At 69.9% G+C, this 19,434-nt stretch carries 20 protein-coding genes, 1 tRNA gene and 1 riboswitch; of the genes, 8 read left to right on the top strand and 13 right to left on the bottom strand.

What is annotated here, in order from left to right:
* Nucleotides 1-25: 25 nt before the first annotated feature.
* Together ACFT9I_RS12270 and ACFT9I_RS12265 are read right to left on the bottom strand one after the other, a co-directional pair.
* On the bottom strand, nucleotides 26-979 hold the full coding sequence (locus tag ACFT9I_RS12270) for an alpha/beta fold hydrolase (RefSeq protein WP_382563343.1): 954 nt from the start codon (nucleotides 977-979) through the stop codon (nucleotides 26-28).
* 40 nt (nucleotides 980-1,019) lie between these two features.
* A complete protein-coding gene (locus ACFT9I_RS12265) occupies nucleotides 1,020-2,576 on the bottom strand; it encodes a DUF445 domain-containing protein (RefSeq protein ID WP_382563341.1) in 1,557 nt (518 codons plus the stop codon).
* A 200-nt stretch (nucleotides 2,577-2,776) separates the two neighbouring features.
* Here ACFT9I_RS12265 and ACFT9I_RS12260 point away from each other — a divergent pair, with 200 nt between their 5' ends.
* On the top strand, nucleotides 2,777-4,171 hold the full coding sequence (locus ACFT9I_RS12260) for an SGNH/GDSL hydrolase family protein (RefSeq protein ID WP_382563340.1): 1,395 nt from the start codon (nucleotides 2,777-2,779) through the stop codon (nucleotides 4,169-4,171).
* Between the two features lie 61 nt (nucleotides 4,172-4,232).
* On the opposite strand, the gene ACFT9I_RS12255 is transcribed toward ACFT9I_RS12260, so the two are convergent.
* The 4 genes from ACFT9I_RS12255 to ACFT9I_RS12240 form a co-directional block, all read right to left on the bottom strand.
* Nucleotides 4,233-4,928 (bottom strand): DUF1707 domain-containing protein, encoded by a 696-nt coding sequence (locus ACFT9I_RS12255; RefSeq protein ID WP_382563339.1) that lies wholly within the window; start codon nucleotides 4,926-4,928, stop codon nucleotides 4,233-4,235.
* A gap of 78 nt (nucleotides 4,929-5,006) precedes the next feature.
* On the bottom strand, nucleotides 5,007-6,005 hold the full coding sequence (locus tag ACFT9I_RS12250; protein ID WP_382563337.1) for an ATP-binding cassette domain-containing protein: 999 nt from the start codon (nucleotides 6,003-6,005) through the stop codon (nucleotides 5,007-5,009).
* Between the two features lie 102 nt (nucleotides 6,006-6,107).
* On the bottom strand, nucleotides 6,108-6,959 hold the full coding sequence (locus tag ACFT9I_RS12245; RefSeq protein WP_382563336.1) for an ABC transporter permease: 852 nt from the start codon (nucleotides 6,957-6,959) through the stop codon (nucleotides 6,108-6,110).
* Nucleotides 6,960-6,987: 28 nt separating this feature from the next.
* Complete coding sequence (locus ACFT9I_RS12240; RefSeq protein WP_382563334.1) at nucleotides 6,988-7,788, bottom strand: ABC transporter permease; 801 nt, start codon at nucleotides 7,786-7,788, stop codon at nucleotides 6,988-6,990.
* Nucleotides 7,789-8,034: 246 nt separating this feature from the next.
* Between ACFT9I_RS12240 and ACFT9I_RS12235 the strand changes: the two genes are divergently transcribed.
* A complete protein-coding gene (locus tag ACFT9I_RS12235) occupies nucleotides 8,035-10,503 on the top strand; it encodes a transglycosylase domain-containing protein (protein WP_382563332.1) in 2,469 nt (822 codons plus the stop codon).
* Nucleotides 10,504-10,518: 15 nt separating this feature from the next.
* On the opposite strand, the gene ACFT9I_RS12230 is transcribed toward ACFT9I_RS12235, so the two are convergent.
* The 3 genes from ACFT9I_RS12230 to ACFT9I_RS12220 form a co-directional block, all read right to left on the bottom strand.
* Entirely contained in the window at nucleotides 10,519-10,839 is a 321-nt protein-coding gene (locus ACFT9I_RS12230) for a multidrug efflux SMR transporter (RefSeq protein WP_354607878.1), read from the bottom strand.
* A gap of 32 nt (nucleotides 10,840-10,871) precedes the next feature.
* Nucleotides 10,872-10,934: riboswitch (guanidine-III (ykkC-III) riboswitch) on the bottom strand.
* Between the two features lie 70 nt (nucleotides 10,935-11,004).
* Nucleotides 11,005-11,307, bottom strand: coding sequence for a co-chaperone GroES (locus ACFT9I_RS12225; RefSeq protein ID WP_189107154.1), 303 nt, complete (start codon nucleotides 11,305-11,307; stop codon nucleotides 11,005-11,007).
* Between the two features lie 104 nt (nucleotides 11,308-11,411).
* Complete coding sequence (locus ACFT9I_RS12220; protein ID WP_382563329.1) at nucleotides 11,412-11,732, bottom strand: DUF3618 domain-containing protein; 321 nt, start codon at nucleotides 11,730-11,732, stop codon at nucleotides 11,412-11,414.
* 158 nt (nucleotides 11,733-11,890) lie between these two features.
* On the opposite strand from ACFT9I_RS12220, the gene bcp reads away from it, so the two are divergent.
* The 5 genes from bcp to ACFT9I_RS12195 all read left to right on the top strand — a co-directional run bounded on the left by bcp (nucleotide 11,891) and on the right by ACFT9I_RS12195 (nucleotide 15,676).
* Nucleotides 11,891-12,358, top strand: coding sequence for a thioredoxin-dependent thiol peroxidase (gene bcp, locus ACFT9I_RS12215; protein ID WP_023541465.1), 468 nt, complete (start codon nucleotides 11,891-11,893; stop codon nucleotides 12,356-12,358).
* 157 nt (nucleotides 12,359-12,515) lie between these two features.
* Nucleotides 12,516-14,012 (top strand): MFS transporter, encoded by a 1,497-nt coding sequence (locus ACFT9I_RS12210; RefSeq protein ID WP_382563327.1) that lies wholly within the window; start codon nucleotides 12,516-12,518, stop codon nucleotides 14,010-14,012.
* A gap of 154 nt (nucleotides 14,013-14,166) precedes the next feature.
* Nucleotides 14,167-14,847 (top strand): HNH endonuclease, encoded by a 681-nt coding sequence (locus tag ACFT9I_RS12205; protein WP_382563325.1) that lies wholly within the window; start codon nucleotides 14,167-14,169, stop codon nucleotides 14,845-14,847.
* The gene (locus ACFT9I_RS12200; RefSeq protein WP_382563324.1) at nucleotides 14,844-15,539 is read left to right on the top strand and encodes an HNH endonuclease; all 696 of its coding nucleotides are present in this window, start codon (nucleotides 14,844-14,846) and stop codon (nucleotides 15,537-15,539) included. The genes ACFT9I_RS12205 and ACFT9I_RS12200 overlap by 4 nt, the downstream gene beginning before the upstream one ends.
* A 53-nt stretch (nucleotides 15,540-15,592) precedes the next feature.
* Nucleotides 15,593-15,676 (top strand) — tRNA-Leu (locus tag ACFT9I_RS12195).
* A 47-nt stretch (nucleotides 15,677-15,723) separates the two neighbouring features.
* Here ACFT9I_RS12195 and rdgB read toward each other — a convergent pair.
* The 4 genes from rdgB to ACFT9I_RS12175 all read right to left on the bottom strand — a co-directional run bounded on the left by rdgB (nucleotide 15,724) and on the right by ACFT9I_RS12175 (nucleotide 17,920).
* Nucleotides 15,724-16,326, bottom strand: coding sequence for an RdgB/HAM1 family non-canonical purine NTP pyrophosphatase (rdgB, locus tag ACFT9I_RS12190; RefSeq protein WP_382563323.1), 603 nt, complete (start codon nucleotides 16,324-16,326; stop codon nucleotides 15,724-15,726).
* A gap of 33 nt (nucleotides 16,327-16,359) precedes the next feature.
* The gene (locus ACFT9I_RS12185; RefSeq protein WP_382563320.1) at nucleotides 16,360-16,743 is read right to left on the bottom strand and encodes a hypothetical protein; all 384 of its coding nucleotides are present in this window, start codon (nucleotides 16,741-16,743) and stop codon (nucleotides 16,360-16,362) included.
* Between the two features lie 102 nt (nucleotides 16,744-16,845).
* Complete coding sequence (gene rph, locus ACFT9I_RS12180) at nucleotides 16,846-17,583, bottom strand: ribonuclease PH (RefSeq protein WP_382563318.1); 738 nt, start codon at nucleotides 17,581-17,583, stop codon at nucleotides 16,846-16,848.
* Nucleotides 17,584-17,686: 103 nt separating this feature from the next.
* Nucleotides 17,687-17,920, bottom strand: a complete 234-nt coding sequence (locus tag ACFT9I_RS12175) for a PTS glucose/sucrose transporter subunit IIB (protein WP_354607871.1) — start codon at nucleotides 17,918-17,920, stop codon at nucleotides 17,687-17,689.
* 215 nt (nucleotides 17,921-18,135) lie between these two features.
* Here ACFT9I_RS12175 and ACFT9I_RS12170 point away from each other — a divergent pair, with 215 nt between their 5' ends.
* Nucleotides 18,136-19,416: a PTS transporter subunit EIIC gene (locus tag ACFT9I_RS12170; RefSeq protein ID WP_382563316.1), complete on the top strand. Its 1,281-nt coding sequence runs from the start codon at nucleotides 18,136-18,138 to the stop codon at nucleotides 19,414-19,416.
* The last annotated feature ends 18 nt before the right edge of the window (nucleotides 19,417-19,434 follow it).

The raw sequence follows: 19,434 nt of genomic DNA, 5'->3' as shown, positions 1-19,434 counted from the left end.
CCCCCTGGGCCCGCCCGGACAGCGCCTAAGCGGGTGTCGGGGGCAGGAACTCCGCGATGAGCGCGTACAGTTCCGCCGGCCGGTCCAGATGTACGTCGTGGCCCGCCCCCGCCACGACCTCGACCCGCGTCCCCGCCGGGTGGCGTACGCGCATCTCCTCGGCCTCCGACGCCGGCATGGCACCCGCGTCACCCCGCACCACCAATGTGGGACAGCGCACCTGGTCCCATTCCGCCCAGAACGAGCGGGCGCCGCTCTCCGCCACGCAGGCCACCATCACGTCCCGGTCGACGCGCGAGTACAGCCCGTCGGGACGTACCTCCAGGCCCGCCGCCCAGGCCAGACCCCCCGGGCCGCCGCCGAAGAAGCGCACCGCCTCGTCGGCCGACTCGAACGGGACCGGCCACGAGTCCAGCCACTTCCCGATCTTGCCGGGCAGTTCGGGGGCCGGGCCCCTCGGTCCGGCCTCCACCAGGACCAGCGCGCGGACGAGATCCGGGTGGGCGGCGGCGGTGAGCAGGGCCGTAAGCCCGCCGAGGGACTGGCCGATCAGGACGGGGCGGTCCAGGGCCAGTTCCTCGATGACGGCCACGACGTCGCGTACGTGCGCCGCGCGCGAGACATCCTTGGGAAGGCGGTCGCTCGCGCCGTGGCCGCGCGCGTCGTAACCGACCAGGCGGTGGCCGGGGCCGAGCAGGCCCGCCAGCGCGTCCCACTCCGCCGTGTGGCCCGCGAGGCCGTGGAGCAGGAGAACGGGGACGGTGGCCCGCTCGGAGTCGGCGGACCAGCGCTCGGGAACGGGGGCCCGCTCGGACACGGCAGACCGCTCGGAGACGGCGGACCGCTCGGCAGGTCCGTACTCCGTGCAGGCCAGCCGTACGCCGTCGTCCGTCGTGACCGTGGTGACCGTCGTGATCGCGGTGATGGTTCGTCCCCCTTCGCTGAACGCCTCCGTACCCCCGTGCGTACTGGAGGGCACTCCCCCATGGTTGCCGGGTGGGTGAACCGGGCGGTCCGGCTCACCCACTCAGCGCGTGCGAGATCGTGTAGATCACCAGGCCCGCCAGCGCGCCCACCACCGTGCCGTTGATACGGATGAACTGGAGGTCGCGGCCGATGTGCGCCTCGATCTTCTTCGACGTGTGCTTGCCGTCCCAGCTCGCGACCGTGTCGGAGATCAGGGACGTGATCTCGCCCCGGTACGTCGTCACGACGTAGTCCGCCGCGTCCTCCACCCAGCCCTCCAGCTTCCGCTGCAGCCTGCCGTCCGTCGCCAGGCGGGCGCCGAGCGAGAGGAGGGAGGCACGGGCGCGCAGACGCAGTTCGCTGCGGTCGTCCTCGGCCGCGGCGATGATCATCGCGCGTACGGAGGACCACGCCGACGCGATGATGTCCTGCACCTCGGGGCGCGCCAGCAGGTCGGACTTGAGGCGCTCGACGCGCGCCCGCGTCTCCGTGTCCGACTGGAGGTCGGAGGCGAAGTCCTTGAGGAAGCGGTCGATCGCGCCGCGCGCCGGGTGCGTCGGCATGTCGCGCATCTCCGTGACGAAGCGCAGCAGTTCCTTGTAGACGCGGTCGCCGATCCTGCGGTCGACGAAGCGCGGCGTCCAGCCGGGCGCACCGCCCTGTACGGCGTCCATGACCGAATCGCCGTGCTCGACCAGCCAGTCGTGCGCGCGGGCGCAGATCAGGTCGACGGCGCGGTGGTGGGCACCGTCCTCGACCACGCGCTCCAGCGTCTTCCCTATGCCGGGGGCGATCTCGGCGGCGTCCGCGCGGCGGGTGATCGCCTCGCCCACGACCGCCTGGACGTCGCTGTCCCGCAGGACGGTCAGCGCGCCGCGCAGGGCCGTGGCCAGCTCGTCGGTGACGCGGTCGGCGTGGGCGGGCTCGGCGAGCCAGGCGCCGAGCCGGCCGCCGATGCCCAGTCCGCGCAGCCGGGTCCGTACGACGTCGGAGGAGAGGAAGTTCTCCCCCACGAACGAGCCGAGCGAGGCGCCGAGTTGGTCCTTCTTGTTCGGGATGATCGCGGTGTGCGGGATGGGGAGACCGAGGGGGTGGCGGAAGAGAGCCGTCACCGCGAACCAGTCGGCGAGCGCGCCCACCATGCCTGCCTCGGCAGCCGCCGCGACGTAGCCGGGCCAGCCGGTGATGCCCGAATTCTCGGCCCAGGTGGCGAGGATGTAGATGACGGCGACGAAGATCAGCAGACCGGTCGCGGTCGTCTTCATACGGCGGACGCCGCGCCGCTTCTCCTCGTCGGCGGCGGTGAATCCGAGCGGGGAGAACGGCGAGCGCTTGCCCGGGCCGGGGGCTTTGCCGCCGGGGCCCTCGGTGCCGGGACCTTGGGCGCCGGGGCTGGAGCCCGGCTCGGGGTCCGGACGGGCGGTGATGGCCGTCGCCGACCTGCCCGCGCGGCCGGTCACCGAAGAGGCCTCGGCCGGGCGTGCGGGAGCCGCCGGGCCGTCCGTACGAGGGGAGCCGTCCCCGGCCGGGCGTGCGTCGGCCCCGTCCGTGCCTCCGGCCTCCCCCGAACCCATCGCCTTGTCCGGATCAGCCGGATCGCGTCGTTCCATTCACTCCACCCATCTCACTCCACCCAGCCGCGTACGTGCCGCCATGCCCTACCGTCCCGTACCCAAAACCGGCCCGCCAACAGGACCCTCACCCACCTGTACACATTGTCCCTACCTCTGGTACTCCCGGCGCGCATCCCGAGTTCCCGCGCCATGCCGGATGATGTCCTTTGTACGTAGGTGAGGGAGACACGGGGGACATGAACAGACAACGGGGATTCGCCCTGCTCGCGGGCCTTATGACGGTCGTGGCGCTGGTCTGCGCCGCGATATTCGTCGGGGTCGGCGCACTGGGCGGCGGCGGGGGCCGCGACGAGGGCAGCAGCGATCAGGCCGCCGGGTCCGGAAATGGGGCGGGCGGGCGAGCCCGTACGCCGGTGGGGTCCGCGGCGCCCGCGTCCGCCGACGCGTGGGTCGGGACCTGGTCCGCCGCGCCGACCGGGATCGAACCCGGGGTACCCCACGGTCACGTGGGGCGTTCCATACGTAACGTCGTACACACCAGCATCGGCGGCACCGCCGCCCGCATCACTCTCTCCAACCTCTTCAGCCGCGAAGCCCTGCTCATCGGCCGCGCCTCGATCGCCGTCGCGGACGGCGACGGAAACGACGACGGAAACGGCGACGGAAACGGCGACGGAAACGGCGGCGACGACGACGCGGGCGCCGTCCCGGGCACCATGCGTTCCGTCACCTTCGGTAAGAAGACGTCCGTCGTCGTCCCGCCGGGCGGGCACGTCATCAGCGATCCCGTACGGCTCCAGGTTCCGTCCGACAAGGACTTGCTGGTGACGGTGCACACGCCCGCGCCCGGTGGCCCCGTCACGTACCACCCGCGCGCCCTGCGGACCTCGTACACGGCCATGGGCGACCGTACGCGGGACCTCAGCGGCGACGCGTACATCGAGCGGGCCTCGGTCTGGCGCTACCTCACCGCCGTCGACGTGCTCAACCGGCAGGCGCGCGGCTCGGTCGTCGTCATCGGGGACTCGATCACGGACGGCATCGGCTCCTCGTACGACGCCGACCACCGCTGGACCGACACGCTGGCGGACCGGGTACGCGGCAGTGGTCTGGGCGTGCTCAACGCGGGCATCAGCGGCAATCGCGTCCTGCGGCAGAGCCTCGCCATCGGCAAGGGGCCGAGCGGCGTCTCCCGCTTCGGGCGCGACGTCCTGGGGCAGTCGGGCGCCGAGGCCGTCTTCGTCGAGCTGGGCATCAACGACATCATCCGGCGGCCGAACGAGACCGACCCGGACCTGATCATCGCCGGTCTGAAGGACCTCACCCGGCAGGCGCACGCCCGGGGCCTGCGGGTCGTCGGCTCGACGCTCATGCCGTTCGGCGGCAACTCGCGCCACACCGACCGGCGCGAGGCCGTACGGGACCGGGTCAACGACGCCATCAGGTCGGGCGACGTGTTCGACAGGACCGTCGACTTCGACCGGCTGCTGCGCGATCCGTACGCCCCCGACCGGCTGCGGCCCGAATACGACTCCGGCGACGGTCTGCACCCGAGCGACACCGGCTACGCGGCCATGGGGCGCTTCGTGGATCTCGGTGACCTGGTGGGCACGGAGCCCGCGCGGCTCTGAGCGTCAGTCCGGCGGGGCGGGGCCGCGCGGCTCTGAGCAGTGCCCGGGGGCGGGGCCGGCCCTAGTCGAGTTCCTTGCGGAACCTCTTCTTCTCCAGCTCCGCCTTCCTGCGCTCCTCCTTGAGACGGCGCTTGTCCGCCGCCCTCATCTTGCGCGTCACACCCACACCGCCCATCATCGCGAACCCCGTGATGATCACCCGCGGCGATCCGGGACTCACGTCCGTCGGCTCGCCGTCCTCCCCGAAGCCACCCATCAGCCCGAAGCCGCGCACCGTGACATCCATGTCCGGCGGTACGACGACATGGATGCCGCCCATCAGCGCGAAGCAGCGGATGACCACGTCCCGCTGCTCGAACTGCGCCTCGCGCAGGTCGATCTCGCCGCCGGCCTGGAGGACGGCCCCGGTGAAGGACGGACCCGCTGTCCAGGTGCCCTTGCGGCTGAAGCCTCCCCAGAAGGCGAAGCCGAACTTCGAGGTCGCGGGGCCCCGGCCGATCCGGGAGGCCCAACGGCCCCCGACAGCGGTGGAGTCGGCGGAGGTCGACGGGGCGAGATCCGTCGTCGTACCGGGCGCGGGCAAGTCCCTGACCAGCGGTTCGAGTTCACCGTGCGTACGGGCTTTGAACGCCGCGTCGAGGCGGGTGTCGAACTCCTCCATGTCGATGCGCCCCTCCGCCACGGCTTCGCGCAGCAGTTCGGCAACGCGCTCGCGCTCGGAGTCCGAGGCGCGCATCTCAGGAAGTTCACTCGTCATACTGTCAGCCTAGTCAAAGGTGAGGCGGACGTCACAGCGCCGAGCCCGCGCGCTCACGTCGCCGTCCGCTCCGCACCCTCACAGCGCCGAACGCTCCGCCGGCTCCGGCACCGTCCTCCTGGACAGCATCTTCGCGATGACGGACTCGATGTCCGGCTCCCGCACCGACAGGTCCATCAACGGATACTCCGCCGCGATCCGCGCCACCAGCGGCGCCGCCGACGCCGCGGCCGGGAACGCCAGCCACTGCCGCGGCCCCTCCACCTTCACCACCCGCGCCCCCGGCAACTCGACCGGCGGCAGCTCGCGTTCGAGGTCGACGACCAGGGTCCGCTCGCTCTCGCCCACCTCGTGCAGCCCGGCGAGCGCCCCGTCGTACACGAGCCGGCCGTGGTCGATGACCATGACCCGCGGGCAGAGCTGCTCGATGTCCGTGAGGTCGTGCGTGGTCAGCAGCACCGTCGTACGGCGCTCCTTGTTCAGATCCCGCAGGAACTCGCGGACCCTGGCCTTGGAGATGACGTCCAGGCCGATCGTCGGCTCGTCCAGGTACAGCACCTCGGGGTCGTGGAGCAGCGCCGCCGCGATGTCGCCGCGCATCCGCTGGCCGAGCGAGAGCTGCCGTACGGGGACGTCCAACAGCTCGCCCAGTTCGAGCAGTTCGACGCAGCGGTCCAGATTCTCCCGGTACCGCTTGTCCGGGATGCGGTACATACGGTGCACCAGCCGGTACGAGTCGATCAGCGGCAGGTCCCACCACAGGGTGGTGCGCTGGCCGAAGACCACGCCGATACGGCGCGCCAGCCTCGTACGCTCGCGCTGCGGGTCGATTCCGGCGACCCGCAGCCGGCCCGCGCTCGGGGTCAGGATGCCGGTGAGCATCTTGATGGTGGTGGACTTCCCGGCGCCGTTGGGGCCGATGTAGCCGACCATCTCGCCGCGCGCGACGCGGAAGCTGATGCCGTCGACCGCGCGGACCTGGTGCTTCTCGCGGCGCAGCAGGCCCGCTCTGCGCCGTACGTCGAAGACCTTCTCGATGCCGTCCAGTTCGATGAAGCCGGAGCCGTCCGAGTCCATTGCGCGTTCCTCTCCAGTCGTCCGTTCCAGTCGTTCGGTTTCCAGCCGTCGGTTCCAGTCGTCAGTACCTCGGCCCGGCCCCGCCGTAGCCCGTGTCCGGACCTAACTGCCCGTGCTCCGGTACCCCCGCAGCCCCGCCCGCCACGCCAGCCCCGCCAGCACGCAGCACCCCACCGCCACCACCGGCGGCAGGAACGCCACCCAGTCCGGCAGCCCCAGCGGATCGTCCCGGTCCATCACGTACAGCGCGGGCATCCAGTTGACGAAGGCCAGCGGCACCACGAATGTCACCCCGCGCACCAGGTCCTTCGCGAAGACCGTGGGCGGGTACTGGAGCAGGGTCGTCCCGCCGTACGTGAAGGAGTTCTGCACCTCGGCGGCGTCCTGGGCCCAGAACTGGAACGCCGCGCCCGCCACGAACACCGCCGAGAAGATCACCGCGCCGCTGAGCACCATCATCGGGATCATCGCCACCTTCAGCGGCGTCCACGCGATGTCCACCGTCACCAGCGCGTATCCGAGCACCAGCAGGCCCTGGGTGATCCGGCCCAGCCGCCGCAGCGCGAAGCGGTCGGCGGCGACCTGGGCGAGCACCGGCACCGGGCGCACCAGCAGGGTGTCCAGGGTGCCGTCCCTGATCCGGCGGCCCAACCGGTCCGTGGAGCCCATGACCAGGTCGGCGAGGCCGAAGGACGCGCCCGCCGCGCCGTACAGGAAGGCGACCTCGGGCAGCGAGTAGCCGCCCAGCCGGTCGACGTGCGAGAACATCATCAGGATCGCGAGGAAGTCGAACGCGGTCACCGCGAAGTTCCCGAAGGCCGTCATGGCGAACGACGCGCGGTAGGTCATCGTGGACCGCATCCACATGGCCACGATCAGGCCGTACGCGCGCATCCCCTCCCAAAGAGGCGAGCGCGACCATTCCCCGTCGGCCTCGTCCGTACCGTCGGTCACTTCCCTGACGGAAGCGATATTCACCTCGTCAGCCACCCTGCACCACCACCCGTCGCGTCGCCACGCTCTGCACCAGCCGCCCGAGCGCCAGCAGCGCCACCGCCCAGCCGGCCTGGAAGGCGAACGCCCCCAGCAGCCCCCATCCGGTGTGCCGGCCGAGGAAGACGTCCGCCGGGACCTGGAGCAGCGACGACCACGGCAGCGCCCTCGCGACCTCGCCCAGGACGCCGGGGAAGAGCGTCAGCGGCAGCAGCATCCCGGAGAAGAACAGCCCTGCCAGGAAGGCGATCTGCCCCACGCCCGCGCCGTCCAGCAGCCAGAAGGCCGACAGGGCGACCAGGTAGCGCACGGCGAAGCTGACCACGATCCCCAGGAACACGGAGAAGAGGAACGCGAGCCAGACCAGCGGATCGGTGGGCATCGCCAGGTCGAAGGCGAGCGCGCCGAGCGCCATGGGGACGATCCCGCGGCCCAGCAGATGGAACGCGGCGCGCCCCAAGTCGCTGGCCAGCCACCACAGTTGGAGATCCGCCGGCCGGTAGAGATCGATCGCGATGTCGCCGGTGCGGATGCGCTCCATCAACTCGTCCTCGAAGCCGCCGCCCATCATGGCGCAGGCCATCAGCAGCGCCTGGCCGAGCCATACGTAGGTGACGGCCTGCGAGAGGTCGTAGCCACCGAGCTGGGGCCGCTGCTCCCAGAGCGCGATGTAGGTGTACGCCCCGATGAAGCCGAAGACGGTGTTGGTGAACACCCCGGCGGCGGTGGCCGTCCGGTACGTCGCGTAGCGGCGGAATCCACCCGCCGCGACGGCCGCGTACAGACGCACGTCAGCACTCCCCCTCGGTCCCGTTACGTGTGGTCTCCCCGCGCCGTTTCCGCTGTACGGCACCAAAGCGCACGACCCTAGCCCAAGGGGGTCAGCCACCGCGAGCGGTTATCCGGTCGGCGGCCTCGCGCCGGTTCGACCGTGTTTCATGGTGCCGCAGACGAATCATCCGTATAGCCCGTAAAGCCCGCAAAGTAAGTAATCCCCTAACCTCCGACATGACCCGGCCGAGGAGCCTCCGCACACATGAGTGACGCGCATCAGCAGGGCTGGGCCCCGCGCGACCCGACGGACCACGGCTCCGGCAAGGACGGACCCAAGGACGGGCACAAAGACGCGCCCAAGGACGGGACTCGCGAAGGAGGCACCGGCCGCAAGGGACGCCGCAAGCGCACCGGCTGGCGTCGGATCCTCCCCACCTGGCGGATGCTGCTCGGCGCGTTCCTGATCGTCGCGCTCCTCCTGATCGGCGGCTTCATCACCGGCTACACGCTCGTCAAGATCCCGCCCGCCAACGTCGCGGCCGTCGCCCAGTCGAACGTGTATCTGTACGAGGACGGCAGCCAGCTCGCGCGCGACGGCGAGGTCAACCGCGAGAACGTGCCGCTCTCCCAGATCCCGCAGCACGTCCGCCGCGCCGTACTGGCCGCCGAGGACCGGGACTTCTACAACGAACCCGCCATCGACCCCCAGGGCATGGTCCGCGCCGCCTGGAACACCCTCACCGGCAAGGGCACCCAGGGCGGCTCCACGATCACCCAGCAGTACGTCAAGAACTACTACCTCGCCCAGGAACAGACCGTCGTCCGCAAGGCGAAGGAGTTCTTCATCGCGATCAAGCTCAACCGCGAGGAGAGCAAGGCCCAGATCCTGGAGGGCTACCTCAACACCAGCTACTTCGGGCGCAACGCGTACGGCATCCAGGCCGCCGCACAGGCCTACTACGGCAAGGACATCCAGGACGTCGACACCGCGGAGGGCGCCTTCCTGGCCGCGCTGCTCAACGCCCCCAGCGCGTACGACGTCGCCGTCCACCCGGAGAACAGACCGCAGGCGGAGGGCCGTTGGGACTACGTCCTCGACGGCATGGTCAAGGAGGACTGGCTCTCCCCCACCGACCGGGCCGCCATGGTCTTCCCGGTGCCCGGCAAGGCCAAGCCGTCCACCGGCCTGTCGGGACAGCGCGGCTACATCGTCCAGGCGGTCGAGGACTACCTCACCAAGAACAAGATCCTCGACGACAGCACCCTCGCCAGCGGCGGCTACCGGATCACCACCACGCTCCAGCGGCCGAAACAGAACGCCCTCGTCGACGCGGTCGACGAACAGGTGATGTCGAAGGTCGACGACAAGCGCGCGGCCGACCGCAACGTACGCGTCGGCGGCGCCTCCATCGACCCCGCCACGGGCGAGGTCGTCGCCATGTACGGCGGCGTCGACTACACCCGGCAGTACGTCAACAACGCGACCCGCCGCGACTACCAGGTCGGCTCCACCTTCAAGCCGTTCGTGTTCACCGCCGCCGTCGAGAACGACTCGGTGACCCAGGACGGCGAACAGATCACCCCCAACACCGTCTACGACGGCACCAACAAGCGCATGGTGGAAGGCCCGAACGGGTCCACCGGCTACGACCCCGCCAACGAGGACGACGTCTCGTACGGCCCCGTCACCGTCAGCGAGGCCACCGACAAGTCCATCAACGCCGTCTACGCGCAGATGGCTCAGGACGTCGGCCCCACCCGGGTCCGGAACACCGCGATCCGCCTCGGCATCCCCAGCGACACCCCCGACCTCACCGCGTCGCCGTCCATCGCGCTCGGCCCGGCCACGGCGAGCGTGCTCGACATGACGGAGGCGTACGCGACACTCGCCAACCACGGCAGGCACGGCACATACACGATGGTCACCGAGATCACCAAGGACGGCGCGACCGTCCAACTGCCGCGCGGGCGACCGGCACAGGCCGTCAGCCGCCAGGCCGCCGACACCACCACGGCGATCCTCCAGAGCGTCGTGGAGGGCGGCACGGGCACGGCCGCCCAGTCCGCGAACCGCCCGGCGGCGGGCAAGACGGGCACGGCCGAGGACGACAAGGCCGCCTGGTTCGCGGGCTACACGCCCGACCTCGCGACCGTCGTCGCGATCATGGGCGCGGACCCGAAGACGGCCCAACAGAGGCCGCTGTACGGCGCGCTCGGCCTGGCCCGTGTCAACGGCGGCGGGCCGCCCGCGCAGATCTGGGGCCAGTTCACGGCGGCGGCACTGGAGGACACCGACGCCACGGACTTCGAACTGATCCTGGAGGACGGCGTGGACGAGATCTCCCCGCCGGGCGACGAGTCCGGCCGGCCCGAACAGTCCTCGTCGCCAGGGCAGTCGGAGAGCCCCGGCGCCTCGGGACAGCCCGACGCCCCCGGCCGGACCGCGGGACAGAACGCGGGCGCGGCACAGGGGCGGAGCGAAGGCGCCGACACCGGCGGGAGCCAGGGGCAGACCCAGGGCCAGACCCCGGGACAGACCAACGGCGGTACGGGCGGCGGCGGTACGGACGGGGGTCAGGGCGACGGCGGGACGCAGGGGGAGAGCCAGGGGCAGACGAACGGTCTCACCGACGGACTCATCGGAGGCGGCGGCGGAGGCGACAACGGGGGCGGCGCCGCGGCGGACGGAGGCACGGGCAACGGCGCGCCCCGCAGCCCCCGTCCGCGGTAACAGTCTCACCAGTGGTCAGTGGCCGGATGTCGCCTTCAGGCCCACCACGGCCACCAGCAGCAGACAGACGAAGAAGATCCGGGCGGCGGTCGCCGGCTCGCCGAGGGCCACCATGCCGACGACAGCCGCGCCGGCCGCGCCGATCCCGACCCACACGCCGTACGCCGTACCGATCGGCAGCGTCCGCGCGGCCTGCGAGAGCAGCAGCATGCTGACGACGATTCCGGCACCGGTGAAGAGACTCGGCCACAGCCGGGTGAATCCTTCGGTGTACTTCATCCCGATCGACCAGCCGACTTCGAGCAGACCGGCGACGATGAGCAGGACCCAGGCCATGGGAGCACCTCCGAGCGAAAACGCGGACAAGGGGTGCGTCGTCTTTCACTTGACCCGGTACGGCGCGTCTCGTCGGGGTGTCCCCCAAACGTAGCAAAGAGACGGCGGAAGGGCCCGGTGACGATCGTCACCGGGCCCTTCCGTGTCAATGGCGCCTGAGCAGCTCTAGAGGTAGAGCCCCGTGGAGTCCTCCGACCCCTCGAACCGGTCGGCCGCCACCGCGTGCAGGTCGCGTTCCCGCATCAGTACGTAGGCCACGCCCCGGACCTCGACCTCGGCCCGGTCCTCGGGGTCGTACAGCACCCGGTCCGCGGGCTCCACCGTCCGCACGCTCTGCCCGACGGCGACCACCTCGGCCCAGGCGAGACGCCGTCCGACGGCGGCGGTCGCCGGGATGACGATGCCGCCGGACGAACGCCGCTCGCCCTCCGGGATGTCGGTCCTGACCAGCACCCGGTCGTGCAGCATCCGGATGGGCAGCTTGTCATGGGAGGTGTCGAGGGAATTGTCGCTCACGCCCACGAACCTACCCGCCCGAACCCGCCCCGTACGCCGGAGGGGTGACCCCGCCCTCAGACCCGGCGCCGGCGCGCCGACATCGCGAGCAGACCGACCACACCGACGACGACCAGCGCCACCGGGACGAGCCGCTCCAGCCGCGGGGCGCCGTCGTCCGAGACGAACTTGTCCTTCACACCTGACACCGTGCGATTCACCGCGACAAACGCCTTGCCCGCGGTCTGGTCCACCCGGGAAACCATCCGGGCCTTCGCGTCGCCGACGATCGTCTGCGGATGCACCCGCACCCCGATCTCGTCGAGCGTCTCGGCAAGCTGGTCGCGCCTGCGGACGATGTCCGCCTCGATCTGCGCAGGGGTCCTGGCATCCGACACCGCGCTGCCTCCGTCGTCGTGTCCTGTTGGTTGATCCTTCGATCCTTCGCCTTCACCGACAGTCTGTCAGCTCGGCGGCCGTCGCACCCCGCGGCGCCCCTACTACGCTCGGCCCGATACAACCGGGCGACCTGCCCGCACCCGTACCGAGGAGAACCATGAGCGAGCGACTTCAGCCCGGCGACACCGCCCCCGCCTTCACCCTGCCCGACGCGGACGGCAACGACGTCTCGCTCGCCGACCACAAGGGACGCAAGGTCATCGTCTACTTCTACCCCGCTGCCCTTACCCCCGGATGCACCAAGCAGGCCTGCGACTTCACCGACAACCTCGACGTGCTGGCCGGCGCGGGCTACGACGTCATCGGTGTCTCGCCCGACAAGCCGGAGAAGCTCGCCAAGTTCCGCGACAAGGAGAACCTGAAGGTCACGCTGGTCGGCGACACCGACAAGGCCGTCCTCACCGCGTACGGCGCCTTCGGCGAGAAGAAGCTCTACGGCAAAACGGTGACGGGCGTCATCCGCTCGACGGTCGTCGTCGACGAGGAGGGCAAGGTCGAGCGCGCGCTCTACAACGTCCGGGCCACCGGCCATGTCGCCAAGATCATCAAGGACCTCGGCATCTGAGAGACGCGGACGCCGCGAGTAGAGAACACGAGCCGCGAACAGGAGCCGCGAACGCGAGCCGGAGCCCGCCGTGTCGTGGCTCCGGCTTGCGGCCGTCATGGCGCGGTGCGGAGGCTTTCCCTGAGGACTCACGTCCCCGAGGAGAGGAAACCGGCCCATGGCGGCACCCGCGCGTGACCAGGTTGCCGACTCCCCGGCGGTCCGCCGCCACCCGGCCCTCTTCCGCGCGCTCCGACGCCGCCAGAACCCCCGACTGCGCAGGTCGGACATCACCGTCACCGACGAGGCGGCGGTCAAGCGGGCGGTGAAGGCGGCGGCGCTGGGCAATGCCATGGAGTGGTTCGACTTCGGCATCTACAGCTATCTGGCCGTCACCATCGGCCATGTCTTCTTCCCCTCCGGCAACGACACCACCGAACTGCTCTCCTCCTTCGCGACCTTCGCGGTGGCCTTCCTCGTGCGGCCACTCGGCGGCATGTTCTTCGGTCCTTTGGGTGACCGCATCGGCCGCAAGAAGGTCCTGGCCATGACCATGATCATGATGGCGATCGGCACGGGCACGATCGGGCTGATCCCGTCGTACGCCGCGATCGGCTTCTGGTCCCCCGCTCTGCTGATCCTCTTCCGGCTGGTCCAGGGCTTCTCCACCGGCGGCGAGTACGGCGGCGCGTCCACCTTCATCGCCGAGTACGCCCCCGACAAACGGCGCGGCTTCTTCGGCAGCTTCCTCGAATTCGGCACCCTCGCGGGCTACGTCGGCGCGGCCGGGCTCGTCACCGCGCTCACCGCCTGGCTCGGCACCGACGGCATGGACGACTGGGGCTGGCGCGTACCGTTCCTCGTCGCCGCGCCGCTGGGCCTCATCGGTCTCTATCTGCGGCTGAGACTGGACGAGACGCCCGCGTTCGCGAAGATGGAGCAGGGCACGGTCCACGCGTCCGAGGCCGCCGACCTGGTCGAGACCAGCACGGTCTCCGACCTCGGCAGGATCTTCCGCGAGCACTGGCCGAGGCTGATCCTCTGCATCTGCCTCGTCGGCGCGTACAACGTCACCGACTACATGCTGCTGTCCTACATGCCGACGTACCTCTCCGACCAGCTCGACTACAGCGACACCCACGGGCTGCTCATCCTGCTCGGCGTGATGGTCGTCCTGATGGGGATCATCAACCAAGTGGGGCGTCTCAGCGACCACTTCGGGCGCAAGCCGCTCCTGATGACCGGCATGCTCGGCTTCCTGATCCTCTCCCTTCCGGCGTTCCTGCTGATCCAGCAGGGCGGCTACTTCGCGATCATCGCCGGGATGGCGATGCTCGGGCTCTCCCTGGTCTGTCTCCTCGGCACCATGTCGGCGGCCCTGCCCGCGCTCTTCCCCACGAGCGTCCGCTACGGCTCCCTGTCGGTCGGCTACAACCTCTCTGCGTCGCTCTTCGGCGGCACGACCCCGTTCGTGATCACGGGCCTCATCGGCCTCACCGGCGACAACCTGATGCCCGCGTACTACGCGATGCTCGCGGCCCTGATCGGCGTCGTCGCGGTGGCCTGCATGACGGAGACGGCGCGTCAGCCGCTGGAGGGATCGCCGCCGTCGGTGGAGACGAAGGAGGAGGCGGCGGCACTGGTGGTGGCGCTGGCGGCCGAGCGGAGGATCTGAGGTGGGTGGGCTGCTCTCGCTGGTCATGGGCCTGATGCTCGCCCGTTGCCGCGATCGGTGACGGGAGTTGTCCACATTCCTGTCGTGACCATCCGATTAACGGTTCGTTAGGCCGTACGGGGCCGCGAACGCGCGGCCGGATACGGAGCGAATCATGCCGCTGAGTCCCTACACACGGCAGCGCCTCGCCGAAGCGGCGGCCTCGTCGCGGACGTTGTCGGAGACGCTGGTCAAGTTGGGCGTGGATCCGAAGAGTTCGACACGGCGGTACATACAGGCGCGTATGAAGTCGATGGGTATCGCGACCTCCCACTTCCAGCGGGAGGGGACGCGGTGGACCAGGGACGTACTCGCGCCCGCCGTCGCAGCCTCGGCGACCATGTGCGAAGTGCTGCGACGTCTTGGACTCGATGTGGTCGGCGGCCACCACACCCACATCACCCGCCGCGTGAGAGCCCTTGGCATCGACACGTCGCACTTCGGCCGACCGTCCGGCACAGAAGGACCGAGGCGCCGACGGACACCGCGAGAACTGCTCGTGGAGCAGGAGGCCGCCGTCGCGCGTCGCGTGCCAGGCACACGACTGAAGGCGGCGATGGCCACGCTCGGCGTCCCCGAGTGCTGCGCGTTGTGCGGTACGGACCCCGTCTGGCAGGGCCGGCCGCTCCCGCTCGAAGTGGACCACATCGACGGAAACTGGCACGACAACCGGTTGGAGAATCTCCGCCTCCTGTGCCCCAACTGCCATTCGACGACCGACACTTACCGGCGGCGCGCGAAGGAACATCAGGGAGCGGCCGCCATTCCCGCACCGCGCGGGGCGGGGTGCCGATGAGCGGGAGTGGCCGCTACACACGCGAGCGGCTGGCCGAGGCGGCGGAGCGGTGCGCGGACATCGACGAGGTCATCGCCTTCTTCGGCACGCGCCCCTACGGCCATCTACGCCGATATCTGCTCAGGCGCTTCGCCCACTTCGGCATCGATGTCTCGCATTTCCGCCGCTGCGCGGGCAACAGGCGGGGGAACCCACGGCCGGACCCGGCCGAACTCGGCGAAGCCGTACGCCGGTCCCGTTCCGTTGCCGAGACGCTTCGACGGCTCGGAAGGCCGGACAACAGCCGTCAGCGAGCCCGGCTCCGCGGCTGGGTGGCCGATGACGGACTCAGCATGTCCCACTTCCTGGGGCAGGCGCACCAGCGCGGCAATCCGTCGCCGACCCCGACGAGAAAGCCCGAGGACATTCTCGTCAAGCACCAGCGGAAAACGCGCTCCAGAACTGTTCGTCTGCGCAAGGCGCTCCTCGACATCGGCGTTGAGATGCGGTGCGCGGGGTGTGGGACCGGGCCCGAGTGGAAGGGACAGCCGATGACACTTGAGATAGACCATGTCAACGGCGATCGGAGCGACGACCGTGCCGAAAACCTGCGGCTGCTCTGCCCGAACTGTCACGCGGTGACAGCCACGTGGTGCCGGGGTGGCGGAAGGCGCTCCGGCGACGGCGCGGCACAGGGGGCACAAGGCGCATAGAGCCTTATCGCGTATCGGAACGTTCGCAGGCCCGATAACATGGCTGGCGACCAGCGGCCGTTGCTGAATTGGTATAAGCGCGACACTTAGGATGTCGTGGGAGAAATCCCATGTGGGTTCGAGTCCCACCGGCCGCACACGACCGATGGCCCCCTCCCGGCAGGAAGGGGGCCATCGGTGCGACTCAGCCCAGCAACTCCCGCACCACCGGCACCAGCGCCCGGAACGCCTTGCCGCGGTGGCTGATCGCGTTCTTCTCCGCCGGGGTCAGTTCCGCGCACGTGCGGGTGTCGTTCTCCGGCTGGAGGATCGGGTCGTAGCCGAAGCCTCCCGTGCCCGACGGGGTGTGGCGCAGGGTGCCGCGGAGTTGGCCCTCGACCACGCGTTCCGTGCCGTCCGGGAGCGCCAGGGCCGCCGCGCACGCGAAGTGGGCGGTGCGGTGCGGGGGTGCGATGTCGGAGAGTTGGGCCAGCAGGAGGTCGAGGTTGGCGCGGTCGTCGCCGTGGGTGCCCGACCAGCGGGCCGAGAAGATGCCGGGGGCGCCGCCGAGGACGTCGACGCAGAGGCCGGAGTCGTCGGCGACGGCCGGGTGGCCGGTCGCGCGGGCCAGGGCGTGTGCCTTGAGCAGGGCGTTCTCGGCGAAGGTGACGCCGGTTTCCTTGACGTCCGGGATGTCGGGGTAGGCATCCGCGCCGACGAGGTCGTGGGTGAGACCGGCGTCGGCGAGGATGGCCTTGAGTTCGGTGAGCTTCCCGGCGTTGCGGGTGGCGAGGATCAGACGCGTCATGCGTCGATTATCCGCCGCCGGGCCGAAGGCCCGTTACGGGGTGCAGACCTTGCCGATCTCGGTGGCGGCGTCCGTCACGGGCGCGAGGTCGGGGGTGGCATCGCCGTTCTCGATGTCCTCGCGGACGGTGCCGACGCCGGTGCTGAGGTCGTCGACCGCCTTGCTGAGATCGGTGTTGTCGGTCTTGTCCTGGAGCTTGTCGAGCTCGGTGTCGATGTCGTTCAGGGCCTCTTCGGCCTGCGTCGGGTCGTTCGCCGCGGTGGAGATCGCCTCTTGGAGCTTGTCCACACTGGTGGCTATGGCGTCGGCGGTCTGGACGCAGTCGAGGGCCTTGTCGAGTGCGCCACAGCCGGCCGCCCCGGTGAACGTGAGCAGGACGGCGGCTATGGTCACCGCGGTGCGTCGGCGCGAGGCCATGGTCGGTTCCCTCCCTTGGTGCGGAGGGGCATACGGGTAGGTCCGTACGCCCCCGCTGGTCGCGACTGTAACGACGCCGCACCACCCGACTTGGTTGCTTCTTTACTTGGCGAGGGTCTCTTCCAGCACCGCGGTCTGGAGGGCGGCGAGGTCCGCGCAGCCGGCGGTGGCGAGGTCGAGGAGCGCACCGAGTTCCTTGCGGTCGAAGGGTTCGGCCTCGGCCGTGCCCTGAACCTCGACGAAGCGGCCGTCGCCGGTGCAGACGACGTTCATGTCCGTGTCGGCGCGCACGTCCTCCTCGTAACAGAGGTCGAGCAGGGGCGCGCCGTCGACGATGCCGACGCTGATCGCGGAGACGGTTCCGGTCAGGGGCTTGCGGCCGGCCCTGACGATCTTCTTGGCCCTGGCCCATTCGACGGCGTCGGCGAGGGCGACGTACGCGCCGGTGATGGCGGCGGTGCGGGTGCCGCCGTCGGCCTGGAGGACGTCGCAGTCGAGGACGATGGTGTTCTCGCCGAGGGCCTTGTAGTCGATGACGGCGCGGAGCGAGCGGCCGATGAGGCGGGAGATCTCGTGGGTGCGGCCGCCGATCTTGCCGCGTACGGCTTCGCGGTCGCCGCGGGTGTTGGTGGAGCGGGGCAGCATCGAGTACTCGGCGGTGACCCAGCCTTCGCCGCTGCCCTTGCGCCAGCGCGGGACGCCCTCTGTTACGGAGGCGGTGCAGAAGACCTTGGTGTCGCCGAAGGAGATGAGTACGGATCCTTCGGCGTGCTTGCTCCATCCGCGTTCGATGGTGACGGGGCGGAGCTGTTCGGGGGTGCGGCCGTCGATTCGAGACATGGGTGTGAGCCTAGCGGGACATGACTGAGGGGCTCGTTCCGGTTCTCCGCCCGGGGTACGGCGGTTGTCCGGATCGAGCCCCTGGGTGAGCGCCGCGCGGCAGTTACATCATGTCTTCGATGTCGGCGGCGATCGGGTCGGCGTCCGTACCGATGACGACCTGGATCGCGGTGCCCATCTTGACGACGCCATGGGCGCCGGCGGCCTTCAGCGCGACCTCGTCGACCTTGCTCGGGTCCACGACCTCGGTACGGAGGCGGGTGATGCAGCCTTCGACCTCTTCGATGTTCTCGATTCCGCCGAGCCCGGCGACGATCTTCTCAGCCTTGCTGGCCATGTCTTGCTCCCTGCTGTCCAAGGGGGTGGTGTCCCGGTTCACCGTGCGTGGACCGTGCGTCCGGATTTTCACGTTAACTCACGGTTGGCCCATCTTCACGGGCGGGTGACCGACCCGTACCGAAAGATAACGGTCACCAGTGGTACGCCGTCCGCGGCCCGGCCTCGGGAGCGTATCGCAACTGGTCTACACCACTGTGCCACGGGAGGACGCCGATGAGTTCGACGGGTGCCGACGCGTCAGCCGTTCCTCCGGCGCCCCGGCGACGGTGGCGGAACGGCCTGTTCCAGGGGCTCCAGAAGATCGGGCGCAGTCTGCAGTTGCCGGTGGCCGTGCTTCCCGCGGCGGGGCTGCTGGTCAGCCTGGGCAATCTGTTCGACGCATATCTGCACGGGGCCTTCTGGGACAAGACGACGAAGGTCTTCCTCCAGGGCGGCAACGCGATCCTGGACGGGAGCTTCGGTCTGCCGCTGCTCTTCTGCATCGGGGTCGCGATCGGCTTCGCCAAGAAGGCGGACGGCTCGACCGCGCTGGCCGCCGTCGTGGGCTTTCTCGTCTACCACAACGTGCTGGCGGCGTTCCCCGCCGACGACACGGTCACCGACGCGCTGCCCGAGGGCACTCCGCAGAACCCGGGGGTGCTCGGCGGCATTCTGATCGGTCTGCTGACGGCGGTGGTCTGGCAGCGTTTCCACCGTACGAGGCTGGTGGACTGGCTCGGCTTCTTCAACGGCCGTCGTCTGGTGCCGATCCTGATGGCGTTCCTGGGAGTGATCCTCGGGGTGCTGTTCGGGCTGCTGTGGCAGCCGGTGGGTGACGGGCTGACGTCGTTCGCCAAGTCACTGATCGATCTGGGCGCGTGGGGCGCGGGCATCTTCGGTGTCGCGAACCGGCTGTTGATCCCGATCGGTATGCATCAGTTCCTGAACACCTTCTTCTGGTTCCAGGCGGGCGAGTTCACGACGAAGGACGGGACCGTCGTCCAGGGCGACCTGACGCGGTTCTTCGCCGGGGACCCGACGGCGGGTCAGTTCATGTCGGGCTTCTTCCCGATCATGATGTTCGGCCTGCCGGCCGCCGCGCTCGCGATCGCGCACTGCGCGCGGCCGGAGCGGCGGAAGCAGGTGGCGGGCCTGATGGTCTCGGTCGGCCTGACGTCGTTCGTGACGGGTGTGACGGAACCGCTGGAGTTCTCGTTCATGTTCGCCGCACCGCTGCTGTACGGGCTGCACGCGCTGCTGACGGGTGCGTCGATGGCGATCACCTGGGCGCTGGGGGTGCACGCGGGCTTCAGCTTCTCGGCGGGCCTGATCGACTACGTCGTCAACTGGCATCTGGATACGAAGCCTTGGCTGATCATTCCGATCGGGCTCTGCTTCGCGGTCGTGTACTACGTGACTTTCCGGTTCGCGATCACGAAGTTCAACATCCCCACTCCGGGGCGGGAGCCGGAGGAGCTGGAGGAGGAAGTGGAGAAGGAGAACATGGGGAAGTGACAGTGACGTGACGTGGGC

The organism is Streptomyces sp. NPDC057137, from assembly GCF_042670825.1.
Taxonomy (GTDB): domain Bacteria; phylum Actinomycetota; class Actinomycetes; order Streptomycetales; family Streptomycetaceae; genus Streptomyces.
Note: the sequence above shows the minus strand (reverse complement) of the source record. Positions and strands in the feature narration are given on the sequence as shown.

What these genes read in the sequence shown, in the direction of transcription:
- rph (WP_382563318.1), bottom strand. Translation starts at nt 17,583, where the DNA reads ATGTCTCGAATCGACGGCCGCACCCCCGAACAGCTCCGCCCCGTCACC.
- ACFT9I_RS12265 (WP_382563341.1), bottom strand. Translation starts at nt 2,576, where the DNA reads ATGGAACGACGCGATCCGGCTGATCCGGACAAGGCGATGGGTTCGGGG.
- rdgB (WP_382563323.1), bottom strand. Translation starts at nt 16,326, where the DNA reads ATGACGCGTCTGATCCTCGCCACCCGCAACGCCGGGAAGCTCACCGAA.
- ACFT9I_RS12185 (WP_382563320.1), bottom strand. Translation starts at nt 16,743, where the DNA reads ATGGCCTCGCGCCGACGCACCGCGGTGACCATAGCCGCCGTCCTGCTC.
- ACFT9I_RS12260 (WP_382563340.1), top strand. Translation starts at nt 2,777, where the DNA reads ATGAACAGACAACGGGGATTCGCCCTGCTCGCGGGCCTTATGACGGTC.
- ACFT9I_RS12250 (WP_382563337.1), bottom strand. Translation starts at nt 6,005, where the DNA reads ATGGACTCGGACGGCTCCGGCTTCATCGAACTGGACGGCATCGAGAAG.
- ACFT9I_RS12235 (WP_382563332.1), top strand. Translation starts at nt 8,035, where the DNA reads ATGAGTGACGCGCATCAGCAGGGCTGGGCCCCGCGCGACCCGACGGAC.
- bcp (WP_023541465.1), top strand. Translation starts at nt 11,891, where the DNA reads ATGAGCGAGCGACTTCAGCCCGGCGACACCGCCCCCGCCTTCACCCTG.
- ACFT9I_RS12225 (WP_189107154.1), bottom strand. Translation starts at nt 11,307, where the DNA reads ATGCTGCACGACCGGGTGCTGGTCAGGACCGACATCCCGGAGGGCGAG.
- ACFT9I_RS12230 (WP_354607878.1), bottom strand. Translation starts at nt 10,839, where the DNA reads ATGGCCTGGGTCCTGCTCATCGTCGCCGGTCTGCTCGAAGTCGGCTGG.
- ACFT9I_RS12175 (WP_354607871.1), bottom strand. Translation starts at nt 17,920, where the DNA reads ATGGCCAGCAAGGCTGAGAAGATCGTCGCCGGGCTCGGCGGAATCGAG.
- ACFT9I_RS12205 (WP_382563325.1), top strand. Translation starts at nt 14,167, where the DNA reads ATGCCGCTGAGTCCCTACACACGGCAGCGCCTCGCCGAAGCGGCGGCC.
- ACFT9I_RS12210 (WP_382563327.1), top strand. Translation starts at nt 12,516, where the DNA reads ATGGCGGCACCCGCGCGTGACCAGGTTGCCGACTCCCCGGCGGTCCGC.
- ACFT9I_RS12255 (WP_382563339.1), bottom strand. Translation starts at nt 4,928, where the DNA reads ATGACGAGTGAACTTCCTGAGATGCGCGCCTCGGACTCCGAGCGCGAG.
- ACFT9I_RS12170 (WP_382563316.1), top strand. Translation starts at nt 18,136, where the DNA reads ATGAGTTCGACGGGTGCCGACGCGTCAGCCGTTCCTCCGGCGCCCCGG.
- ACFT9I_RS12200 (WP_382563324.1), top strand. Translation starts at nt 14,844, where the DNA reads ATGAGCGGGAGTGGCCGCTACACACGCGAGCGGCTGGCCGAGGCGGCG.